General features: G+C 38.9%; 11 protein-coding genes. 5 read left to right on the plus strand and 6 right to left on the minus strand.

The window, feature by feature from the left end:
• Positions 1 to 110: 110 nt before the first annotated feature.
• Positions 111 to 1,016 carry a DUF808 domain-containing protein gene (locus I6F47_RS17065; RefSeq protein WP_024592606.1) on the plus strand — a complete coding sequence of 302 codons (906 nt, stop codon included), beginning with the start codon at positions 111 to 113 and terminating at the stop codon, positions 1,014 to 1,016.
• Between the two features lie 44 nt (positions 1,017 to 1,060).
• Here I6F47_RS17065 and I6F47_RS17070 read toward each other — a convergent pair whose 3' ends face one another.
• The 3 genes from I6F47_RS17070 to I6F47_RS17080 all read right to left on the minus strand — a co-directional run bounded on the left by I6F47_RS17070 (position 1,061) and on the right by I6F47_RS17080 (position 5,748).
• A complete protein-coding gene (locus I6F47_RS17070; protein WP_024589662.1) occupies positions 1,061 to 2,002 on the minus strand; it encodes a tetratricopeptide repeat protein in 942 nt (313 codons plus the stop codon).
• Positions 2,003 to 2,088: 86 nt separating this feature from the next.
• The gene (locus I6F47_RS17075) at positions 2,089 to 3,489 is read right to left on the minus strand and encodes a M20/M25/M40 family metallo-hydrolase (protein WP_169061233.1); all 1,401 of its coding nucleotides are present in this window, start codon (positions 3,487 to 3,489) and stop codon (positions 2,089 to 2,091) included.
• A gap of 180 nt (positions 3,490 to 3,669) precedes the next feature.
• Entirely contained in the window at positions 3,670 to 5,748 is a 2,079-nt protein-coding gene (locus I6F47_RS17080; protein WP_165736047.1) for a TonB-dependent siderophore receptor, read from the minus strand.
• A 191-nt stretch (positions 5,749 to 5,939) separates the two neighbouring features.
• On the opposite strand from I6F47_RS17080, the gene dbpA reads away from it, so the two are divergent.
• Positions 5,940 to 7,328, plus strand: a complete 1,389-nt coding sequence (dbpA, locus tag I6F47_RS17085; RefSeq protein ID WP_007580581.1) for an ATP-dependent RNA helicase DbpA — start codon at positions 5,940 to 5,942, stop codon at positions 7,326 to 7,328.
• A gap of 22 nt (positions 7,329 to 7,350) precedes the next feature.
• Here the strand turns inward: dbpA and I6F47_RS17090 are convergent, their stop codons facing one another.
• Positions 7,351 to 7,923, minus strand: a complete 573-nt coding sequence (locus I6F47_RS17090) for a DNA-J related domain-containing protein (protein ID WP_121954361.1) — start codon at positions 7,921 to 7,923, stop codon at positions 7,351 to 7,353.
• A 76-nt stretch (positions 7,924 to 7,999) separates the two neighbouring features.
• Between I6F47_RS17090 and I6F47_RS17095 the strand changes: the two genes are divergently transcribed.
• Positions 8,000 to 10,819, plus strand: a complete 2,820-nt coding sequence (locus tag I6F47_RS17095) for an ATP-binding protein (protein WP_007580583.1) — start codon at positions 8,000 to 8,002, stop codon at positions 10,817 to 10,819.
• 63 nt (positions 10,820 to 10,882) lie between these two features.
• On the opposite strand, the gene rho is transcribed toward I6F47_RS17095, so the two are convergent.
• Both rho and trxA read right to left on the minus strand, forming a co-directional pair.
• Positions 10,883 to 12,142: a transcription termination factor Rho gene (rho, locus tag I6F47_RS17100; RefSeq protein WP_002960945.1), complete on the minus strand. Its 1,260-nt coding sequence runs from the start codon at positions 12,140 to 12,142 to the stop codon at positions 10,883 to 10,885.
• A gap of 185 nt (positions 12,143 to 12,327) precedes the next feature.
• Positions 12,328 to 12,654 (minus strand): thioredoxin TrxA, encoded by a 327-nt coding sequence (gene trxA / locus I6F47_RS17105; protein ID WP_002960942.1) that lies wholly within the window; start codon positions 12,652 to 12,654, stop codon positions 12,328 to 12,330.
• A 91-nt stretch (positions 12,655 to 12,745) separates the two neighbouring features.
• On the opposite strand from trxA, the gene rhlB reads away from it, so the two are divergent.
• Together rhlB and gppA are read left to right on the plus strand one after the other, a co-directional pair.
• Positions 12,746 to 14,023 (plus strand): ATP-dependent RNA helicase RhlB, encoded by a 1,278-nt coding sequence (gene rhlB, locus I6F47_RS17110; protein WP_002960940.1) that lies wholly within the window; start codon positions 12,746 to 12,748, stop codon positions 14,021 to 14,023.
• A 43-nt stretch (positions 14,024 to 14,066) separates the two neighbouring features.
• Positions 14,067 to 15,560: a guanosine-5'-triphosphate,3'-diphosphate diphosphatase gene (gppA, locus tag I6F47_RS17115; RefSeq protein ID WP_166377832.1), complete on the plus strand. Its 1,494-nt coding sequence runs from the start codon at positions 14,067 to 14,069 to the stop codon at positions 15,558 to 15,560.
• The last annotated feature ends 296 nt before the right edge of the window (positions 15,561 to 15,856 follow it).

The following is a 15,856-nucleotide window of genomic DNA, read 5'->3' on the forward strand; positions in this document are numbered from 1 at the left end:
ACAGGGCAAAATTTTAATCTAATGTAAGAATAACAAAGCAAAATTAACCGTTGGTGAAAGTAGCGCTTTACGTTATGTTTATAGCAATATTTTTTGAGCTCGGAAGCTTTATGGCAGGCACTAACCTTTTAACGTTATTAGACGATATAACCACTTTACTTGATGACATTGCGACAATGAGTAAGGTAGCAACAAAAAAAACAGCGGGTGTATTAGGCGATGACTTAGCGCTCAATGCACAGCAGGTTACAGGTGTTGCAGCAGAGCGTGAATTACCGGTTGTTTGGGCTGTGGCAAAGGGCTCATTTTTAAATAAAGCGATACTCGTACCCGCTGCTTTATTAATAAGCGTATGGCTGCCTTGGTTAATAACACCGCTTTTAATGATGGGTGGTTTGTTTTTGTGTTTTGAGGGAGCTGAAAAAGTATTTGCTAAGTTTTTGCCTCATCACAATGAAGTGGTAGATGAAGATGAAAAATTAGATTTAGTTGAGTATGAAAAACAAAAAATAAAAGGGGCAATAAGAACCGACTTTATTCTTTCTGCCGAAATTATTGTTATTACTTTAGGCACTGTGGCAGGCGCTACATTACTTAACCAAGCTTTAGTGCTTTGTGTTATCGCAATTATAATGACGATTGGCGTTTATGGCTTAGTGGCCGGTATTGTAAAGCTGGATGATGCCGGGCTTTATTTACTCAACCAATCTAAAGTGTCAGCTAATAAATTTAAAGAGTTACTTGGTAAAGGCTTACTCGCAGCAGCGCCTAGGTTGATGCAGTTTTTAGCATTTGCGGGCACCATTGCAATGTTTTTAGTAGGCGGCGGGATTTTAGTGCATGGTGTTGAGTTACTGCATCATACTCAAGTGGATGTAACAAGCTATGCTCAGTCTGTTGCTGGCGGCACAGGAGAAGTATTAGCGCCTCTCTTGTTTGATGGTTTGCTAGGTGTTATTGCCGGCTTAGTTGTTGTGCTTATACATGTAAGTTATACAAAGTTATTTAAAAAATAGTTTATAGCTGGCGTACTTGTTGCGCCAGCTATATTTAAATTCACTCATTCACAGTTAGCTATTTTACAAAGCGATTCTAATTCAAATTGTGCTTTAGTATTTTTTTGCTCAATGGCCTTTTTATACCAATAAATAGCCTGTTGATAATTTTGAGCTATTCCCTGACCATCACGATACATTTGCGCTAAATTTAATTGCCCCCATTGAGAACCCGCTTCAGCAGCTAGCTTAAAGCTATTAAATGCTTCAAAAAACAACTTATCTTTAAAATAAATAATGCCTTGTTGATTGTTTTTATCGAGTTTTAAACCTTTATATAGTGGCTTAGGTTTGGGAGGAAACATCACAAACCCGCCATAAAGGCTGTTGGCATAAGGTCGCAGCACGTCATAAATAGCTTCGTCTTTATACAAACGCTTTACTTCATCACGAGGGAGGGTGATTGTTTTAGTGGAGAAGTAATTGTCTTGAATTAGTTGGCTGGTACGCATTGCCAAGGTAATACTATTATTACGTTTATAGCTGTAGTTGCTTATCTGAAAGGTAATAAACTGCTTATCAAAACTTAAAACTTGAGCAATTCTTAAATTGGTTAGGGTCCAGGGTTCGTGTGTAAATTTGTCGGCGTGTACTAAGTAGGTGTCATATATTTTAGGTGTATTCAAATAGCTTTGCTTTTGAGTCTCGGTATCAAGGTGTTGTTGATAAAAAAACGAAACAATCCAAAGCAATAAAAATACGCCAATAAAGTATTTAGGTAGGCTTAGTTTTTCTATTAACGGTAGTTGCGGTATTTTAACAGGTTCGCTTTTTCCGCATTGATAGCACTCGCGTTTATAGCTTAATTTTAAGGCAAGCATAGGTAAAATGCTAAATCGTAAATAGCGGCTTTTATTTACTAAATGGTAGGCGTCGCTTTGGCAGTGAGGGCAGCGTGTTATTTGTGCAAAATGTGGAAATGATTCACTCGTGTTGAAAAGTAACATAAAGCACGCTCCTTGTTTAATTACCTAAAGGTAAAACAAGAAGCGTGTTAGTTAAAGCTACAAACTGTAAGTAAGTATGTCTGTTATTACTTATTTTGAGCTTTAGGCTTGATAGTGGTTTTTGCATCGGCAGCCATTAGAGCAAATACAGCGTATGCAGCGGTATTTTGACGAAGCTTAGCAGGTGTTACTTTATCAAGCGTATCGTCAGCTGTATGGTGGTAATCAAAGTAATCTGTTCCATCTTGAGCAAGTTCAAAAATAGGCGCTGACGTTGCTGCTTTAAGTGGAATTAGATCGGGGCCACCATTCGCTTGGTTTTTACCAATGTGCTCAATATTTAACGGCGCAAGTTCTTTTGCTATAGCGCGAACTACAGGAAGTGACTCTGCGCTTACGTTCGATTCAAAAGCATATACAACATCGGCGCCAAAATCAGACTCAGCGGCTGCAACAATATTGCTTAGCTCGTTTTTATGCTCTGCAAAATAAGCTTTTGCACCCCAAAGACCTAGCTCTTCAGCTGCAAAAAGTACCACACGAATACTGCGCTTAGGGCGTTTTACATCGCTAATATGTTTAGCGGCTGCCATTGTTAGTGCAACGCCTGCGCCGTCATCTAATGCGCCAGTCCCTAAGTCCCAAGAATCTAAATGCCCCCCAATTAATACATATTGCTCAGGGTTTTCGGTACCATTAAATTGGCCAATAACGTTATAACCAGTGCCTTCACCAAGGCTTTCGGTTTGCACATTAATATTTACCGACACATCTTTATTTAAAGCAACTAAGCGTGCTATTTGATCTGCATCTGGGTTAGCAATTGTTACGTTAGGTATTTTTGTAACACCTTCTTTGTAGTAACTACCGCCAGTGTGTGCAAAGCGATGATGACCGGTACTAACCGAGCGCATCATGTAGGCAACAGCGCCTTTTTTAGATGCTTCTATAGCGCCTGTACCGCGTGCTTTTACAGCAGGTCCGTAACCATTCCCGTCTATATCGCGGTTCATACGGTAATTAATATATGCAATTTTACCTTTTAAACTGTTTGCCGGTGCGGCTTTTAATTCATCAAGTGTTTCGAATAATACAACCGGCGCTGTAATCCCATCTTTTGGCGTGCTTATACTGTTACCTAATGCAGTTAAGTGCAGTGGTTGCTCGCTTGGTGTTAGTATTTTTCCGCTTTCGCTATAACGGCGCCATTCAGGAAATGTGGCTTTTTCTAACCATACTTTATCAAAGCCCAGTTCATTAAATTTGGCTTGAGCCCATGCCACGGCTTTTTTATCGTTTTCGGTACCAGGAAGGCGTGGGCCTACTTCAGTTGTTAATGACTCTAGTAATTTATAACTTAAATCACTATTTAGTGCAGAGGTGCGCACTTTGTCTACTTGTTGTAATTGCTTTTGGGTAAATTCGGCGCTGTTAGCGTTTGCAGCCATACTGCTAGTAAGCAGCAGTGCGGTAATTAATTTTTTCATTTTGGTAGGCCTTTTTAATAATTAGCGCTATTAGAGCATGTAACAAACATGATAAAAAATAGATGAGATGAATAGGCTTTGTAATAGGTTTAATGCTGTTAGGTGTGAATATTTAGATATAAAAAAGCCCGCGTAAATGTACGCGGGCTATATTTTAAAGCTGTTATTTAAGGCATTTATTTAAAAGCTAAATTGCGCAGCTAAACGAAGATTTGTGCCCTCGCCAACAGTTACATTATTTGTGCCGCCACCACCTAAATAGCTTTTATCAAATAAGTTTTCGATGTTAAGGCGTAAGTTAATATCGGTATTACTTAAGTTAAACTTATAAGTTGCACCTACATCAACACGCGTATAGGCATCTTTAGTAATTGTATTGGCGCTATCGGCAAAGCGCTCACCTTCGTAAAAAGCACCAGCATTAAGTGCAATGGCGTCGTTTAATTCATAACGCGTCCAAAGTGATGCCGACCATTTTGGTGCATCGGTAGGGCGTTTACCTTCCAATATTTCATCGCGTTCAAAGTTAGCATCTAGATACATAGTTGATGCCATAACAAATAAGCGGTCAGTAGCGGCACCTTGTGCGCTTACTTCAACACCTTTGTGGCGTTGTTCACCCACTTGGTTTGTTTCACTTGTGAATGAGCCAATAGGCGTCTCAAGTTGTTCGCTAACAAGAGTACCTTCTTTGCTAATATCAAAAATAGCACTGGTAAGCATTAGGCGGTCATCAAATAACTGCCATTTAATACCAATCTCTCTTTGCTTAGATGTAACAGCATCTAATTTCATGCCGTTATTTACATCTGTTTCATCAATCAGTGTTTCACTACCTTGAGGCTCAAAACCTTCTGAGTAACTAGCGTATATAGTTGCAGAAGCATTTGGGTGATAAAGCACACCTACTTTTGGTACAAATGATTCGTTATCATTTCCTGTGCTATTTTGTTTGTCGTAACGACCACCCAATGATAGTTGCCACTCAGGCGAGAACGAAATTAAGTCTTGAACGTAAATTCCGTAGTAGTCGTATTCAGTTTCGCTTACTGTATCATCTGTTTTATAGCTTACTGATGGACGAGATGGTTCTGCTTGTCCTGCAGAAAAATCAAAAGAGTCGGCAGAGGTACGACGTTGCCCGTAGTAATAATCAAGCGAGTTTGCGCCAATTAAAAATTGGTGCTGTAAGCTACCTGTTTTAAATTCACCAATAAAATCAATAAATGCAGTTTTAAATTGCCAATCATCAAAACGGTCGTAAGGGCGAGATTCATAACTATCGCCTTCAACAAAGTCACTTGGCATATTCGGTGCTGATTCAAAGCGTTGGCGCTCAAACGTTTGTTCGTTATAGCCAAGCTTTACTTGCCAGTTATCGGTTAAAAATACTTCTAGGTCTACACCTAGGTTTTCTACGGTTATGTCGGTAAATGCCCAAGACATATCACGGATTGTTTTATCATCACCAATTACATTGGCGTTTTCGTCTATCCATGCGCCAGTATCTAAACCGGCTTCGTCGTCTGTGCGGTCGTAATGCACACGTACTAATGCGTTGTCGCTAATATCGTAATCTACAACTAAAGCACCTAAAAAGCGGTCACGCTCGCGGTTTTCACCGTTTTGGTATTCACGCCAGTAATCAACATCTTGTTTAACTAAAATACCACGAGCACGTAAATCTTCAGATTCAGTCAAGGCGCCTGCAGCATCTACCATAAAGCGAGTTGAACCATGCTGATCTACATCGGCACTGGCATTAAATAATGTTTGTGCTGTAGGCTTTTTAGTAACCATGTTCACCAAGCCACCCGGACCTGATTGACCATATAAAATGCTCGATGGGCCTTTAATTACTTCAACTTGTTGTAAAATTTCGATTGGTTGTTGGTAGTGCGACCAATGCTGATGCCCATCACGTAAATAACCTGTTGATGAGCTTAGCTCAAACCCACGTAAGTTAAATACCTCACGATTTCGTTGTTGTGAGCCTGCAGTTAAGCTTGCGTCATTTGTTAGTACTTCGCCAAGGGTAGTGGCAAGTTGCTCACTAATAATAGTGTCGGTTATTACGGTTACAGATTGTGCGGTTTCAAGTAAAGAAGCTGATGTTCTCATTGCGCCATTAGCGTTATCTACTTTGTAATCGTTAAAGTAGCTACCTTTTACTTCTATACGCTCAAGGTCAGTAGTGTTTGCGTATGTGTTTGTTGTAATGCTTGCTAATAGTGCTATGTAAAGAGAATTCAGTTTCATTGTTTGCTTCCAGCAGTGATATGTAAAAAACAATCGCGATCTTAATGCAAACTACTATCATTTTCAACATCTTTTGTTAACGTGCTTTATTATGTGTTTGTTAATGGTTGCTAATTACGAATTCTGCTATTATTAGCAGCATATTTAGTGGGGCTTTCCCCCACGTTATTTTTATTGCTATGGAACTTACTGTGACTTCAACTGCTTTTTCATCTTTGGCTTTACCAGCTGGACTCGTTGATAATTTATCAACACTTGGTTATGCGCATATGACACCTGTACAAGCGCAAAGTTTACCGCCTGTACTTGCTGGTAAAGACATCATTGCTCAGGCAAAAACCGGTTCAGGTAAAACTGCTGCGTTTAGCTTGGGTGTGTTAGCTAAATTAAACGTAAAACGCTTTCGTATTCAATCTTTAGTCTTGTGTCCTACTCGTGAGCTTGCCGAGCAGGTTGCGGTTGAAATGCGTAAATTAGCGCGCGGTATCCATAACATTAAAATATTAACGTTATGTGGCGGTGTATCAATTGGTCCACAAATAGGCTCGCTTGAACATGGCGCGCATATTATTGTTGGCACACCTGGGCGTGTTGATGACCATATTCGTAAAGGTACTTTACGTTTAGATGATGTTGAAACATTGGTACTTGATGAAGCCGATCAAATGCTTGATATGGGTTTTCAAGATACACTTGATGCAATTATTGAGCGTATCCCACAAAATCGTCAAACATTGTTATTTAGTGCAACATTCCCAAGAGCTATTGAAGCAATTGCTAAGCGTGTACTTAAAAATCCAGAAATGGTTAAAGTAGAAGAAGAGCAAGCCAAAAGCACAATTAAGCAGTACTTCTACAAAATGGATAATAATAAGCAGCGCTACCCAACGCTAAAATTATTATTACTTAAATTTACACCACAAAGCTGTGTTGTGTTTTGTAATACTAAAGTAGAAACACAACAAGTGTGTGACGATTTAGCTGATGAAGGCTTTAGTGCTGTTTCGCTACACGGTGATTTAGAACAGCGCGATCGTGAACGTACGTTAATTCACTTTTCAAATAAAAGTGCTTCAATACTTGTTGCAACCGATGTTGCTGCACGTGGTTTAGATATTGACGATATGGATATGGTGATTAACTACCATTTAGCACATGACACGCAAACACATGTGCATCGTGTTGGTCGTACAGGACGAGCTGGTAAAAAGGGCATTGCATGTTCTATTTACGGTGAAGCAGAAGCGTTTAAAATTGCTCAAATAGGCGAACATTACGAACGTGATATTACTCCAGAGCAAATGCCACCATTTAATTTATTAGACAAGCCACCGTACCGCCCTGAAATGGTTACTTTGATGATTGATTCAGGTAAAAAACAAAAAGTACGTGCAGGTGATATTTTAGGTGCTTTAACGGGTAAAGATGGGGTTGCAGGTCGTCAGGTGGGTAAAATTAACGTACTTGATAACGTAGCGTTTGTTGCTGTTGAGCGTAACTCATTAAAACCTGCGCTTCGTAAATTAACCGAAGGCAATATTAAAGGGCGTAAAATACGCGCACGTCGCCTTACTCGTTAATTTAAACTTCTAAATTAATAGATTAACGAGCAGCTACCTTTAGCTGCTCGTATTGTGTTTGTATTTTTTTAAACTCAACTTCACAGCCATTTGGTTTATCTGGGTGCACTTGTAATGCAAGTTGTCTCCAGCGCTTTTGAACATTTTTAAGAGTGAAATTTTCAGGTAACTTCCATTCTAAAGCCAATGCTTTAAATTCATTTTCATTTAAAGTCTGTTGTGGTGATATCGTTTTAAACTGACGCCAAAAGCTATTTAAAAGCTCATCAATCTGCTCTTCACTGGTATCGTAATTATGCCAATCTAAATAATAATCTCGCAAATTTTCGCTTGTTGTTACTAAACTATTATCTCCTTTTTCTAAAAGCTCGATATGCAGAGCTGAAATGAGTAAACTCTGAGGGCGTAATTGTGCCTGCAGTTGGTACAGTGCATTCATAATTAAAAAGTTACGTTTAAATAAATCACGTTCAGGACTTTTATCGAGAGTGGTCATAGCGCTGCGGTTTGTCAGTTCTGCTGCTAAAGTATGAACTTGCCAAACCTGCTTTGTTAGTATTAGCTCAAAAATCTCATCAATCAGTGGGTTAAGCATTGTTTAGGTCCTAGTAGTTGGTGTATCTTCAATAAAGATTACACTGATATAAGTAACGGTTTGAAGGATTAAAATTATGCTGGGCAAGTTAAAATGCCTCTTATTTACTATATGCTGTGTACTAATAGCTCCTAGCTATGCCCAAAATAATGATTCGTTATTTGAGCAATTCAAAAACGAAGTGCAGTGGGAGCCTAAATTACAATTAGCAAACATGCTACTTGCTAATAAAAATGCCTCCAAAAAAGAGCGTGTCGCTGTTTATTCGGCATTGGGTAATACTGCGTTATCGGTTGATAATTTTAAAGACTCATTACATTACTTTAAATTACTTGAACAACATACTTCGGATACTTTCTTCCCTGATGAGCACTTTCGTGCAATAAAAATGCAAGGTGTTGTACTTTTTTATCAAGGCTTATTTCAAAAAGCGATTATTGAATATACCCGTACCCTAGCATTAGCAGAAAAGAATAAGCAATTACTAGAGCAGGCAAACTTATTAAATAATATTGGTTTGGCCTATTTTAATATGAATAAGCTAGGCGATACCCTAGAGTTTTATTTAAAAGCAAAAGCTATCTACGAGGCGTACGGCAGCGAGCAAGATAAAACCGATATACTACTTAATATAGCAGGCGTTTATATACGCTTATCACGCTACGATAGTGCGTTTGGTCTTTATCAAGATGTACTTAAGGTTTATCAACGATTAGATGATAAAAGCGGTATTGCGCAGGTATATAACAATATGGGTGTTGCCCATATGGAGAGTAATCAATTTGACTTAGCACTGCATTATTACCAGCTAGCGCTACGCTATTATATTTCAGCTAATGATTACAATAAGTTATCTACACAATATACAAACCTAGCAAATACTAATTTAGTATTAAAAAAAGTGGATGAAGCGTACGAGCAAGCTAAATTAGGTGAGTACTACGCCCTTAAAATAGATAACCATAATTTAGAGCTTAATGCGCTACATGCGCTGGCTAAAATTCAGTTTGTTAAGGGCAACTTAGAAGAGGCGCAAATAAATTTAGATAGAGCAATTTTACTTGCTCATGAATATGGTAGTGAGCGAATAATTAGAGAGAGCTTGGGGGCCAAAGCACTTCTTGAAGCCAGTAAAGGCGATTATTCAAGCGCAATGGCTTTGCAACAAAAATATATTAGTGAGTTGCGAAAGCTCAGAAGTACGGCAATTATAAATGCACTCGCGGTACTTCAGCATCAATTTAAAGCAACGCAATTAAACCAAGAGATAGAAAAACTTAAACAAGATCGCCGTGTGCAAGAGCTAAAAATGTCGCAGCGTTCTCAGCTTACTTTATTCTCTTTTTTACTATTACTTTTAGTTGTCGTAACTGGTATTGCGCTTTATCGCCGTGGTGCAGAAAAACGCGCTAAGCAGCAGTTAACAGAACAAGTTACGCAACGTACTGCAGAATTGCAGGCAATTGCACAAGAGCTGAGAGAAGCCAACGATGTTAAAAGCCAGTTTTTGGCTAATATTAGTCACGAAATTCGCACTCCACTAACGGCTATTTTAGGGCAAACAGATGCTTTAATTAATGAATTATATGAGCCTGAGTCACTTAAAGATGAATTAAGAGTAATTCAGCGTCACAGTGACCATTTAAAAAGCTTAATAAATGATGTACTCGATTTAAGTAAAATTGAAGCCAATAGATTAGAGTTAAATATTTCGTGCTTTGATATTGTAGAGCTGGTAAATGATGTGCACGCAATGTTTATCACCCAAGCAAAAGCAAAAAATCTACATCTTATTTTAGATAATCAAGTGGGTAATGAGTTTTACACTAAGCTGGATTTAATACGCGTAAAGCAGATTCTTATAAACTTATGTGCAAATGCTATTAAGTTTACTCATTCAGGGCAGATCATTATTGCATTAAACAAGAGTGAGCAAGGACTAGTTATTATTGTAAAAGATACCGGTATTGGTATGAGCTCTAAACAGTTAAAGCTTATTTTTGAATGCTTTAGCCAAGCTGATAACAGCATTAGCCGTCGCTTTGGTGGTACAGGGTTAGGCCTTAGCTTATCGCAACAATTAGCTGCGATGATGGGTGGTTATATCAGCGTACAAAGCGAATACAAAAAGGGCAGTCAGTTTTCGTTCTTTTTACCGTGCGCAGAAGTAAATAAATCTCAAAGCATGATTGAAACTCAAAGTGCTCCTAAGGCAAATAAGCAATTGGCAGGTCGTGTCGTACTTGCGGAAGATCATCCTGATAATCGTAGGTTAATAAGTCGTTATTTACGCTCAATGGGACTCGAGGTTATTGCTGTTGAAAATGGTGAGCAAGCGGTAGAGCAGTGCTTAAAAGAATATCCAGATTTGGTATTGCTCGATATTCAAATGCCAGTAATGGATGGGCGTTCTGCTTTTCAGCTATTAAAACAATGTGGTTTTGAGCGACCTATTTTTGCTTTAACTGCAAATGCTATGAGTCATGAAGTGGATGGTTATTTAGAGTTAGGGTTTACTGGTTACTTAGGTAAACCGATAGACAAAGAGTCATTTTATAAAGCGCTTTCTAGTCACCTACATAATGCAGAAGATCAGCCAATTACAAAGCAAAATGAAGTTGATATGAGCGATCTTGTGATTAGTTTCAAGCAGAGCTTTGCTTTGGAGAGTGAAACGATTACGCAGCATTTTATAAGCGAAGATTTAGATGCGCTACAAAAAGATAGCCATCGCATTTTAGGGGCTGCACAAATGTTTGGTTTGGATGAAATTGCGCAATCGGCTAAAAATTTAGACAGAGCACTTCTACGCAGAAGCCAAAAAAGCAGTGCAAATGATTTTAAAGCGCTCGTTGATACGCTGCAGGGTGTACTTAAAAAGTATAATGAAAGTTAAACTGTATTTAATCCAGACACAAAAAAAGCGCCTAAGGCGCTTTTTTATTCAATTAAAACGCTTTTATTGGCGTCTCATCGAATCAAAAAATTCATCATTGGTTTTGCTCATCGATAGTTTATCGATTAAGAATTCCATTGCATCAATTTCTGACATGTCATGAACAATTTTACGTAAAATCCAAAGCTTTTGAAGTTCATCTGGTTTTGTTAGTAATTCTTCACGACGAGTACCTGAGCGGTTAAAGTCGATAGCTGGGAATACACGTCTTTCCGCAATTTTACGGTTAAGGTGAAGTTCCATGTTACCAGTACCTTTAAACTCTTCGTAGATAACTTCATCCATTTTAGAGCCAGTATCGATAAGAGCTGTAGCTATGATTGTTAAGCTACCACCTTCCTCAACGTTACGTGCAGCACCAAAGAAGCGCTTAGGTTTATGTAATGCGTTAGCGTCAACACCACCAGTAAGTACTTTACCTGATGAAGGAATAACGGTGTTATAAGCACGTGCTAAACGAGTGATTGAATCCAATAAGATAACAACATCTTTTTTATGTTCAACTAGGCGTTTTGCTTTTTCGATAACCATTTCGGCAACTTGTACGTGACGAGAAGCTGGTTCATCAAACGTTGATGCAATAACTTCACCTTTAACTAGGCGTTGCATCTCTGTTACTTCTTCCGGACGTTCATCAATAAGTAAAACCATTAATGTTACATCAGGATGATTGTGCGTAATTGATTGTGCAATATTTTGAAGTAGCATTGTTTTACCCGCTTTTGGCGGAGCTACTAACAAACCACGTTGGCCGCGGCCAATAGGAGATGCTAAATCAAGTACACGGGCTGTAATATCTTCTTTACTGCCGTTACCACGTTCCATGCGAAAACGTTCGTTTGCATGTAATGGAGTAAGGTTTTCAAAAAGAATTTTAGTTCGAGAGTTTTCAGGTTTATCAAAGTTAACTTCATTTACTTTAAGTAAAGCAAAGTAACGTTCACCGTCTTTAGGTGGACGAATAAGACCTGAAATTGAATCGCCAGTACGCATGCTGAAACGGCGAATTTGGCTAGGTGAAACATAAATGTCATCTGGGCCAGCTAAGTAAGAGGCTTCTGATGATCTTAAGAAGCCGAAACCATCTTGTAAAATCTCTAATACACCGCCGCCGAAGATATTCTCTCCGCCTTTGGCATGGGATTTAAGAATGGCAAAAATGATATCTTGCTTTCTTAAGCGGGCTACGTTTTCGAGCCCCATGGACTCAGCTAAGTCTACAAGCTCTTTAATGGACTTGTCTTTTAATTCGCGTAAATGCATATTGGTGGGTTCTTTATTACAGTTGTCATACTCAAAATCGCTTTGATCGTTGAGTGAGGTTTGTTGAATATAACTAAGGATTAGTTGGCTTTATAAACTAGCAGTTCACTGGCAAAGCGTCCAGTCTTTATACAAAATAAATTTAAAAAAGGGCAAAAAGCCCTTTTTATTGTTCTAGCTTACAGTTAGATGTTGTTTTCTAAAAACTCAATAAGTTGAGTTTTTGAAAGAGCACCTACTTTCGTTGCAGCTACTTGACCATCTTTAAAAAGAAGTAAAGTAGGGATACCACGAATACCAAATTTTGGCGGTGTGCCAGCATTTTGGTCAATGTTTAATTTAGCAACAGTCACACGGCTGTCGTATTCATCAGCAACTTCGTGAAGAATAGGGGCGATCATTTTACAAGGTCCACACCATTCAGCCCAGAAATCTACTAGTACTGGTTTGTCAGATTGTAATACGTCAGCTTCAAAGCTATCGTCAGTAATTTGGATTATTTTCTCGCTCATTGCGCTCTCCGATTTAGTTAGGCGAAATATTTAGTGCGTATTTAAACACTCTTGTTTCTTATTGCAAGTTTAAACGTTATGCTTAAACGCTATGACTAAGACACATTTAACCGATAAAAAGTTTTCAGACTTTGCTATCGCACCGGAAGTGGTTGCCGGTTTAACCGAGAATGGGTTTGAATATTGCACACCTATTCAAGCAAAATGCCTACCTTTTATTTGTGATGGACGCGATATCGCGGGCCAAGCTCAAACAGGTACAGGCAAAACGTTGGCGTTTTTAACTGCCACGTGCCATCGGTTATTACAATCTAGCAAAGCACCTAGTAAACATCCAAGAGCCCTGATCATGGCCCCTACTCGGGAGCTTGCGATTCAGATACACAAAGATGCTAAAATTTTAGCGCCGCACTGTAATCTTAACTTAGGTTTAGTATATGGTGGCGAAGATTACGAAAAACAACGTGCACAACTAGAAAAAGGCGTTGATATTTTAATTGGTACTACAGGTCGTCTAATTGATCTGTATAAGCAAGGCTGTTACACCCTTAATGAAATTGAGGTAGTCGTGCTTGACGAAGCTGATCGTATGTTCGATTTAGGTTTTATCAAAGATATTCGCTATATGTTCGATCGTATGCCAGATACATCAAAGCGTTTAAACTTATTATTTTCTGCCACATTATCGTATCGCGTACAAGAATTAGCTTTTGAGCACATGACAAACCCAGAACATGTTCAAATTGAACCTGACGTTAAAACGGGTAAACGTATTCAAGAAGAGCTATTTCATCCTTCGCAAGAAGATAAAATTAAGCTGTTGTTAACCTTAATTGAAGAAGAATGGCCAGAGAAAGCAATCGTGTTTGCAAATACCAAGCACAGTTGTGAAACAGTATATGCTTGGCTTAAGTCAGACGGTCATCGTGTAGGTATGCTTACTGGTGATGTTAACCAGAAAAAACGCCAAACTATATTAGCGCAGTTTAGCAAAGGCGACTTAGACTTTTTAGTTGCGACTGATGTTGCAGCGCGTGGTCTTCATATTCCAGAAGTAAGTCATGTATTTAACTTTGATTTACCTGACGATTGTGAAGATTATGTTCACCGTATTGGTCGTACTGGCCGCGCTGGTGCATCAGGCCACGCAATTAGTTTTGCATGTGAGCAATATGCATATAACCTGCATGAAATTGAAGAATATATAGAGCACAGCATTCCTTTATCACATTATGATAAAACAGCATTGCTAGATGATTTAACTCAGCCTATTATTCAAAGAAAGCGCAACTATTCAACAGGTCCACGTAACCGTAGTAATAACAGCGGACGTCGCCCAAATAATAGTTACCAAAAAGGACGGTCGTAAACGACCGTTTGTATAAGTAGTAGTAACTAGAGGTTTTTGAACGGTGGGGCAACTTAAACCGCAAAAAAATGTGTACGCAGTTATTGATTTGGGCTCAAATAGCTTTCATATGCTTATAGCCAAATCAATTGCTGGCGGTCTACAAACAATTGGACGTGTTAAACGCAAAGTCCGATTAGCCGCAGGGCTTGATAAAGATAACGTATTGAGCACTGAAGCAATGCAGCGAGGCTGGGAATGCCTTGCCCTTTTTGCTGAGCGTCTACAAGATATCCCAGATAAAAACATCACCATAGTAGCAACAGCCACCTTACGGTTGGCAACTAACGCCGAAGTATTCAAAAATCATGCAGAAAAGATTCTTGGCCATAACATTAATGTTATTAGCGGAGAATTAGAAGCGCGTACAATTTATAAAGGTGTTGCTCATACTTCATCTTGTACTGGCAAACAGCTTGTTATTGACATTGGTGGTGCAAGTACCGAAGTTGTAATTGGTAAAGCATTTGATGCCTTACATTACAAAAGCCTCAATATGGGGTGTGTTACTTATCTTGAACGCTATTTCAAAGACTGCCAATTAAGTAAGAGTAACTTTAACGCAGCCATAAAAGCAGCTCGTACAGTCATTGATGAAATTTCTCCAGAATATAAAACAGCGGGATGGCAAATTGCATCTGGTGCTTCTGGCACAGTGCAAGCAATTCAAGAAATTATGGTCGCTCAAAATCTTGACGATTTACTTACGCTTGAAAAGCTCAACACTATAAAAGAGCAAGCAATTGCATTTAGCACTATTGCAGCGCTAGACCTTCCTGGATTAAGTGAAGACCGTCGACTGGTATTTGTATCAGGGCTCGCAATCTTAATCGCACTATTTGAATCTCTTGAAATAGAAAAAATGGGATTGGCGGGTGGAGCACTGCGTGAAGGAGTTTTATATAGCATGGTTCCGGAGTTTCATAATAACGACATTCGTAAACGCACAGTTGATGGGTTTATGAGTCGTTATCACGTTGATCAAAAACAAGCGTGTCGGGTTTCAAGCTTAGCTATGCAGTTAGCGGTAAGTATTGATAAAGATTGGCCAATTGAAAGTTTAAATGGGTTACCACTATTAAAAGCGGTAGCGCAGCTTCATGAGATTGGATTACTAATAGAATATAAGCAGTACCATAAACACACCGCTTATATTTTGGAAAATACCGATATGCCTGGTTTTTCACAGTCAGAGCATAAATTAATAGTAGCGGTAGCAGATGCGCATCGTTCTGATTTTCCAAAAGGCTGTTTTAATTCACTCGGCGTAAATAGTCTATTGGCGCAATATATAGTGAGATTACTACGGATAGCAGTCATCTTATCAATGCGCAGACAAGATGATGTACTGCCTATGTTTGAGTTAACTGCTAAAAATGAAGTGTTAGACCTTAAGTTTGAAAGTAACTGGTTAAAAGATCATCCATTAATGGCCAGCGAGCTACAACAAGAGTCTAAACAGCAAGGTAAACTTGGGTGGAAGCTCATAGTAAACTAATTAAAAAGGCCCATCAGGGCCTTTTTAGTGTTTAAAGTAACCATTTCGATGCAAATATGTGCGAACAGCACATTATTTCAAGTTTTCTTCAAAAAAAGGTTGATCTGTTTTCGGATCTCCCTATAATGCGACCCCACTGAGACGGGAAACGCCAACGCATAGCGAGGCACGAACTACTCAGAGAGTTAAATAAAACTTCGGTTTTAAATTATCGAAAGAAAGTTTAAAACTAAGTGTTGACTCGAAAAATAAAGGGTGTATTATTCGCATCCCTTGAGACGCTAAAGCGACTCAAA

Source organism: Pseudoalteromonas sp. NZS37, assembly GCF_015864265.1.
Lineage (GTDB): Bacteria > Pseudomonadota > Gammaproteobacteria > Enterobacterales > Alteromonadaceae > Pseudoalteromonas > Pseudoalteromonas arctica.

Bases quoted from the DNA above. Each gene is read 5' to 3' on its own strand.
- I6F47_RS17090 (WP_121954361.1), bottom strand. From the start codon at position 7,923: ATGCTTAACCCACTGATTGATGAGATTTTTGAGCTAATACTAACAAAG.
- I6F47_RS17070 (WP_024589662.1), bottom strand. From the start codon at position 2,002: ATGTTACTTTTCAACACGAGTGAATCATTTCCACATTTTGCACAAATA.
- I6F47_RS17080 (WP_165736047.1), bottom strand. From the start codon at position 5,748: ATGAAACTGAATTCTCTTTACATAGCACTATTAGCAAGCATTACAACA.
- I6F47_RS17075 (WP_169061233.1), bottom strand. From the start codon at position 3,489: ATGAAAAAATTAATTACCGCACTGCTGCTTACTAGCAGTATGGCTGCA.
- rhlB (WP_002960940.1), top strand. From the start codon at position 12,746: ATGACTAAGACACATTTAACCGATAAAAAGTTTTCAGACTTTGCTATC.
- I6F47_RS17095 (WP_007580583.1), top strand. From the start codon at position 8,000: ATGCTGGGCAAGTTAAAATGCCTCTTATTTACTATATGCTGTGTACTA.
- trxA (WP_002960942.1), bottom strand. From the start codon at position 12,654: ATGAGCGAGAAAATAATCCAAATTACTGACGATAGCTTTGAAGCTGAC.
- I6F47_RS17065 (WP_024592606.1), top strand. From the start codon at position 111: ATGGCAGGCACTAACCTTTTAACGTTATTAGACGATATAACCACTTTA.
- rho (WP_002960945.1), bottom strand. From the start codon at position 12,142: ATGCATTTACGCGAATTAAAAGACAAGTCCATTAAAGAGCTTGTAGAC.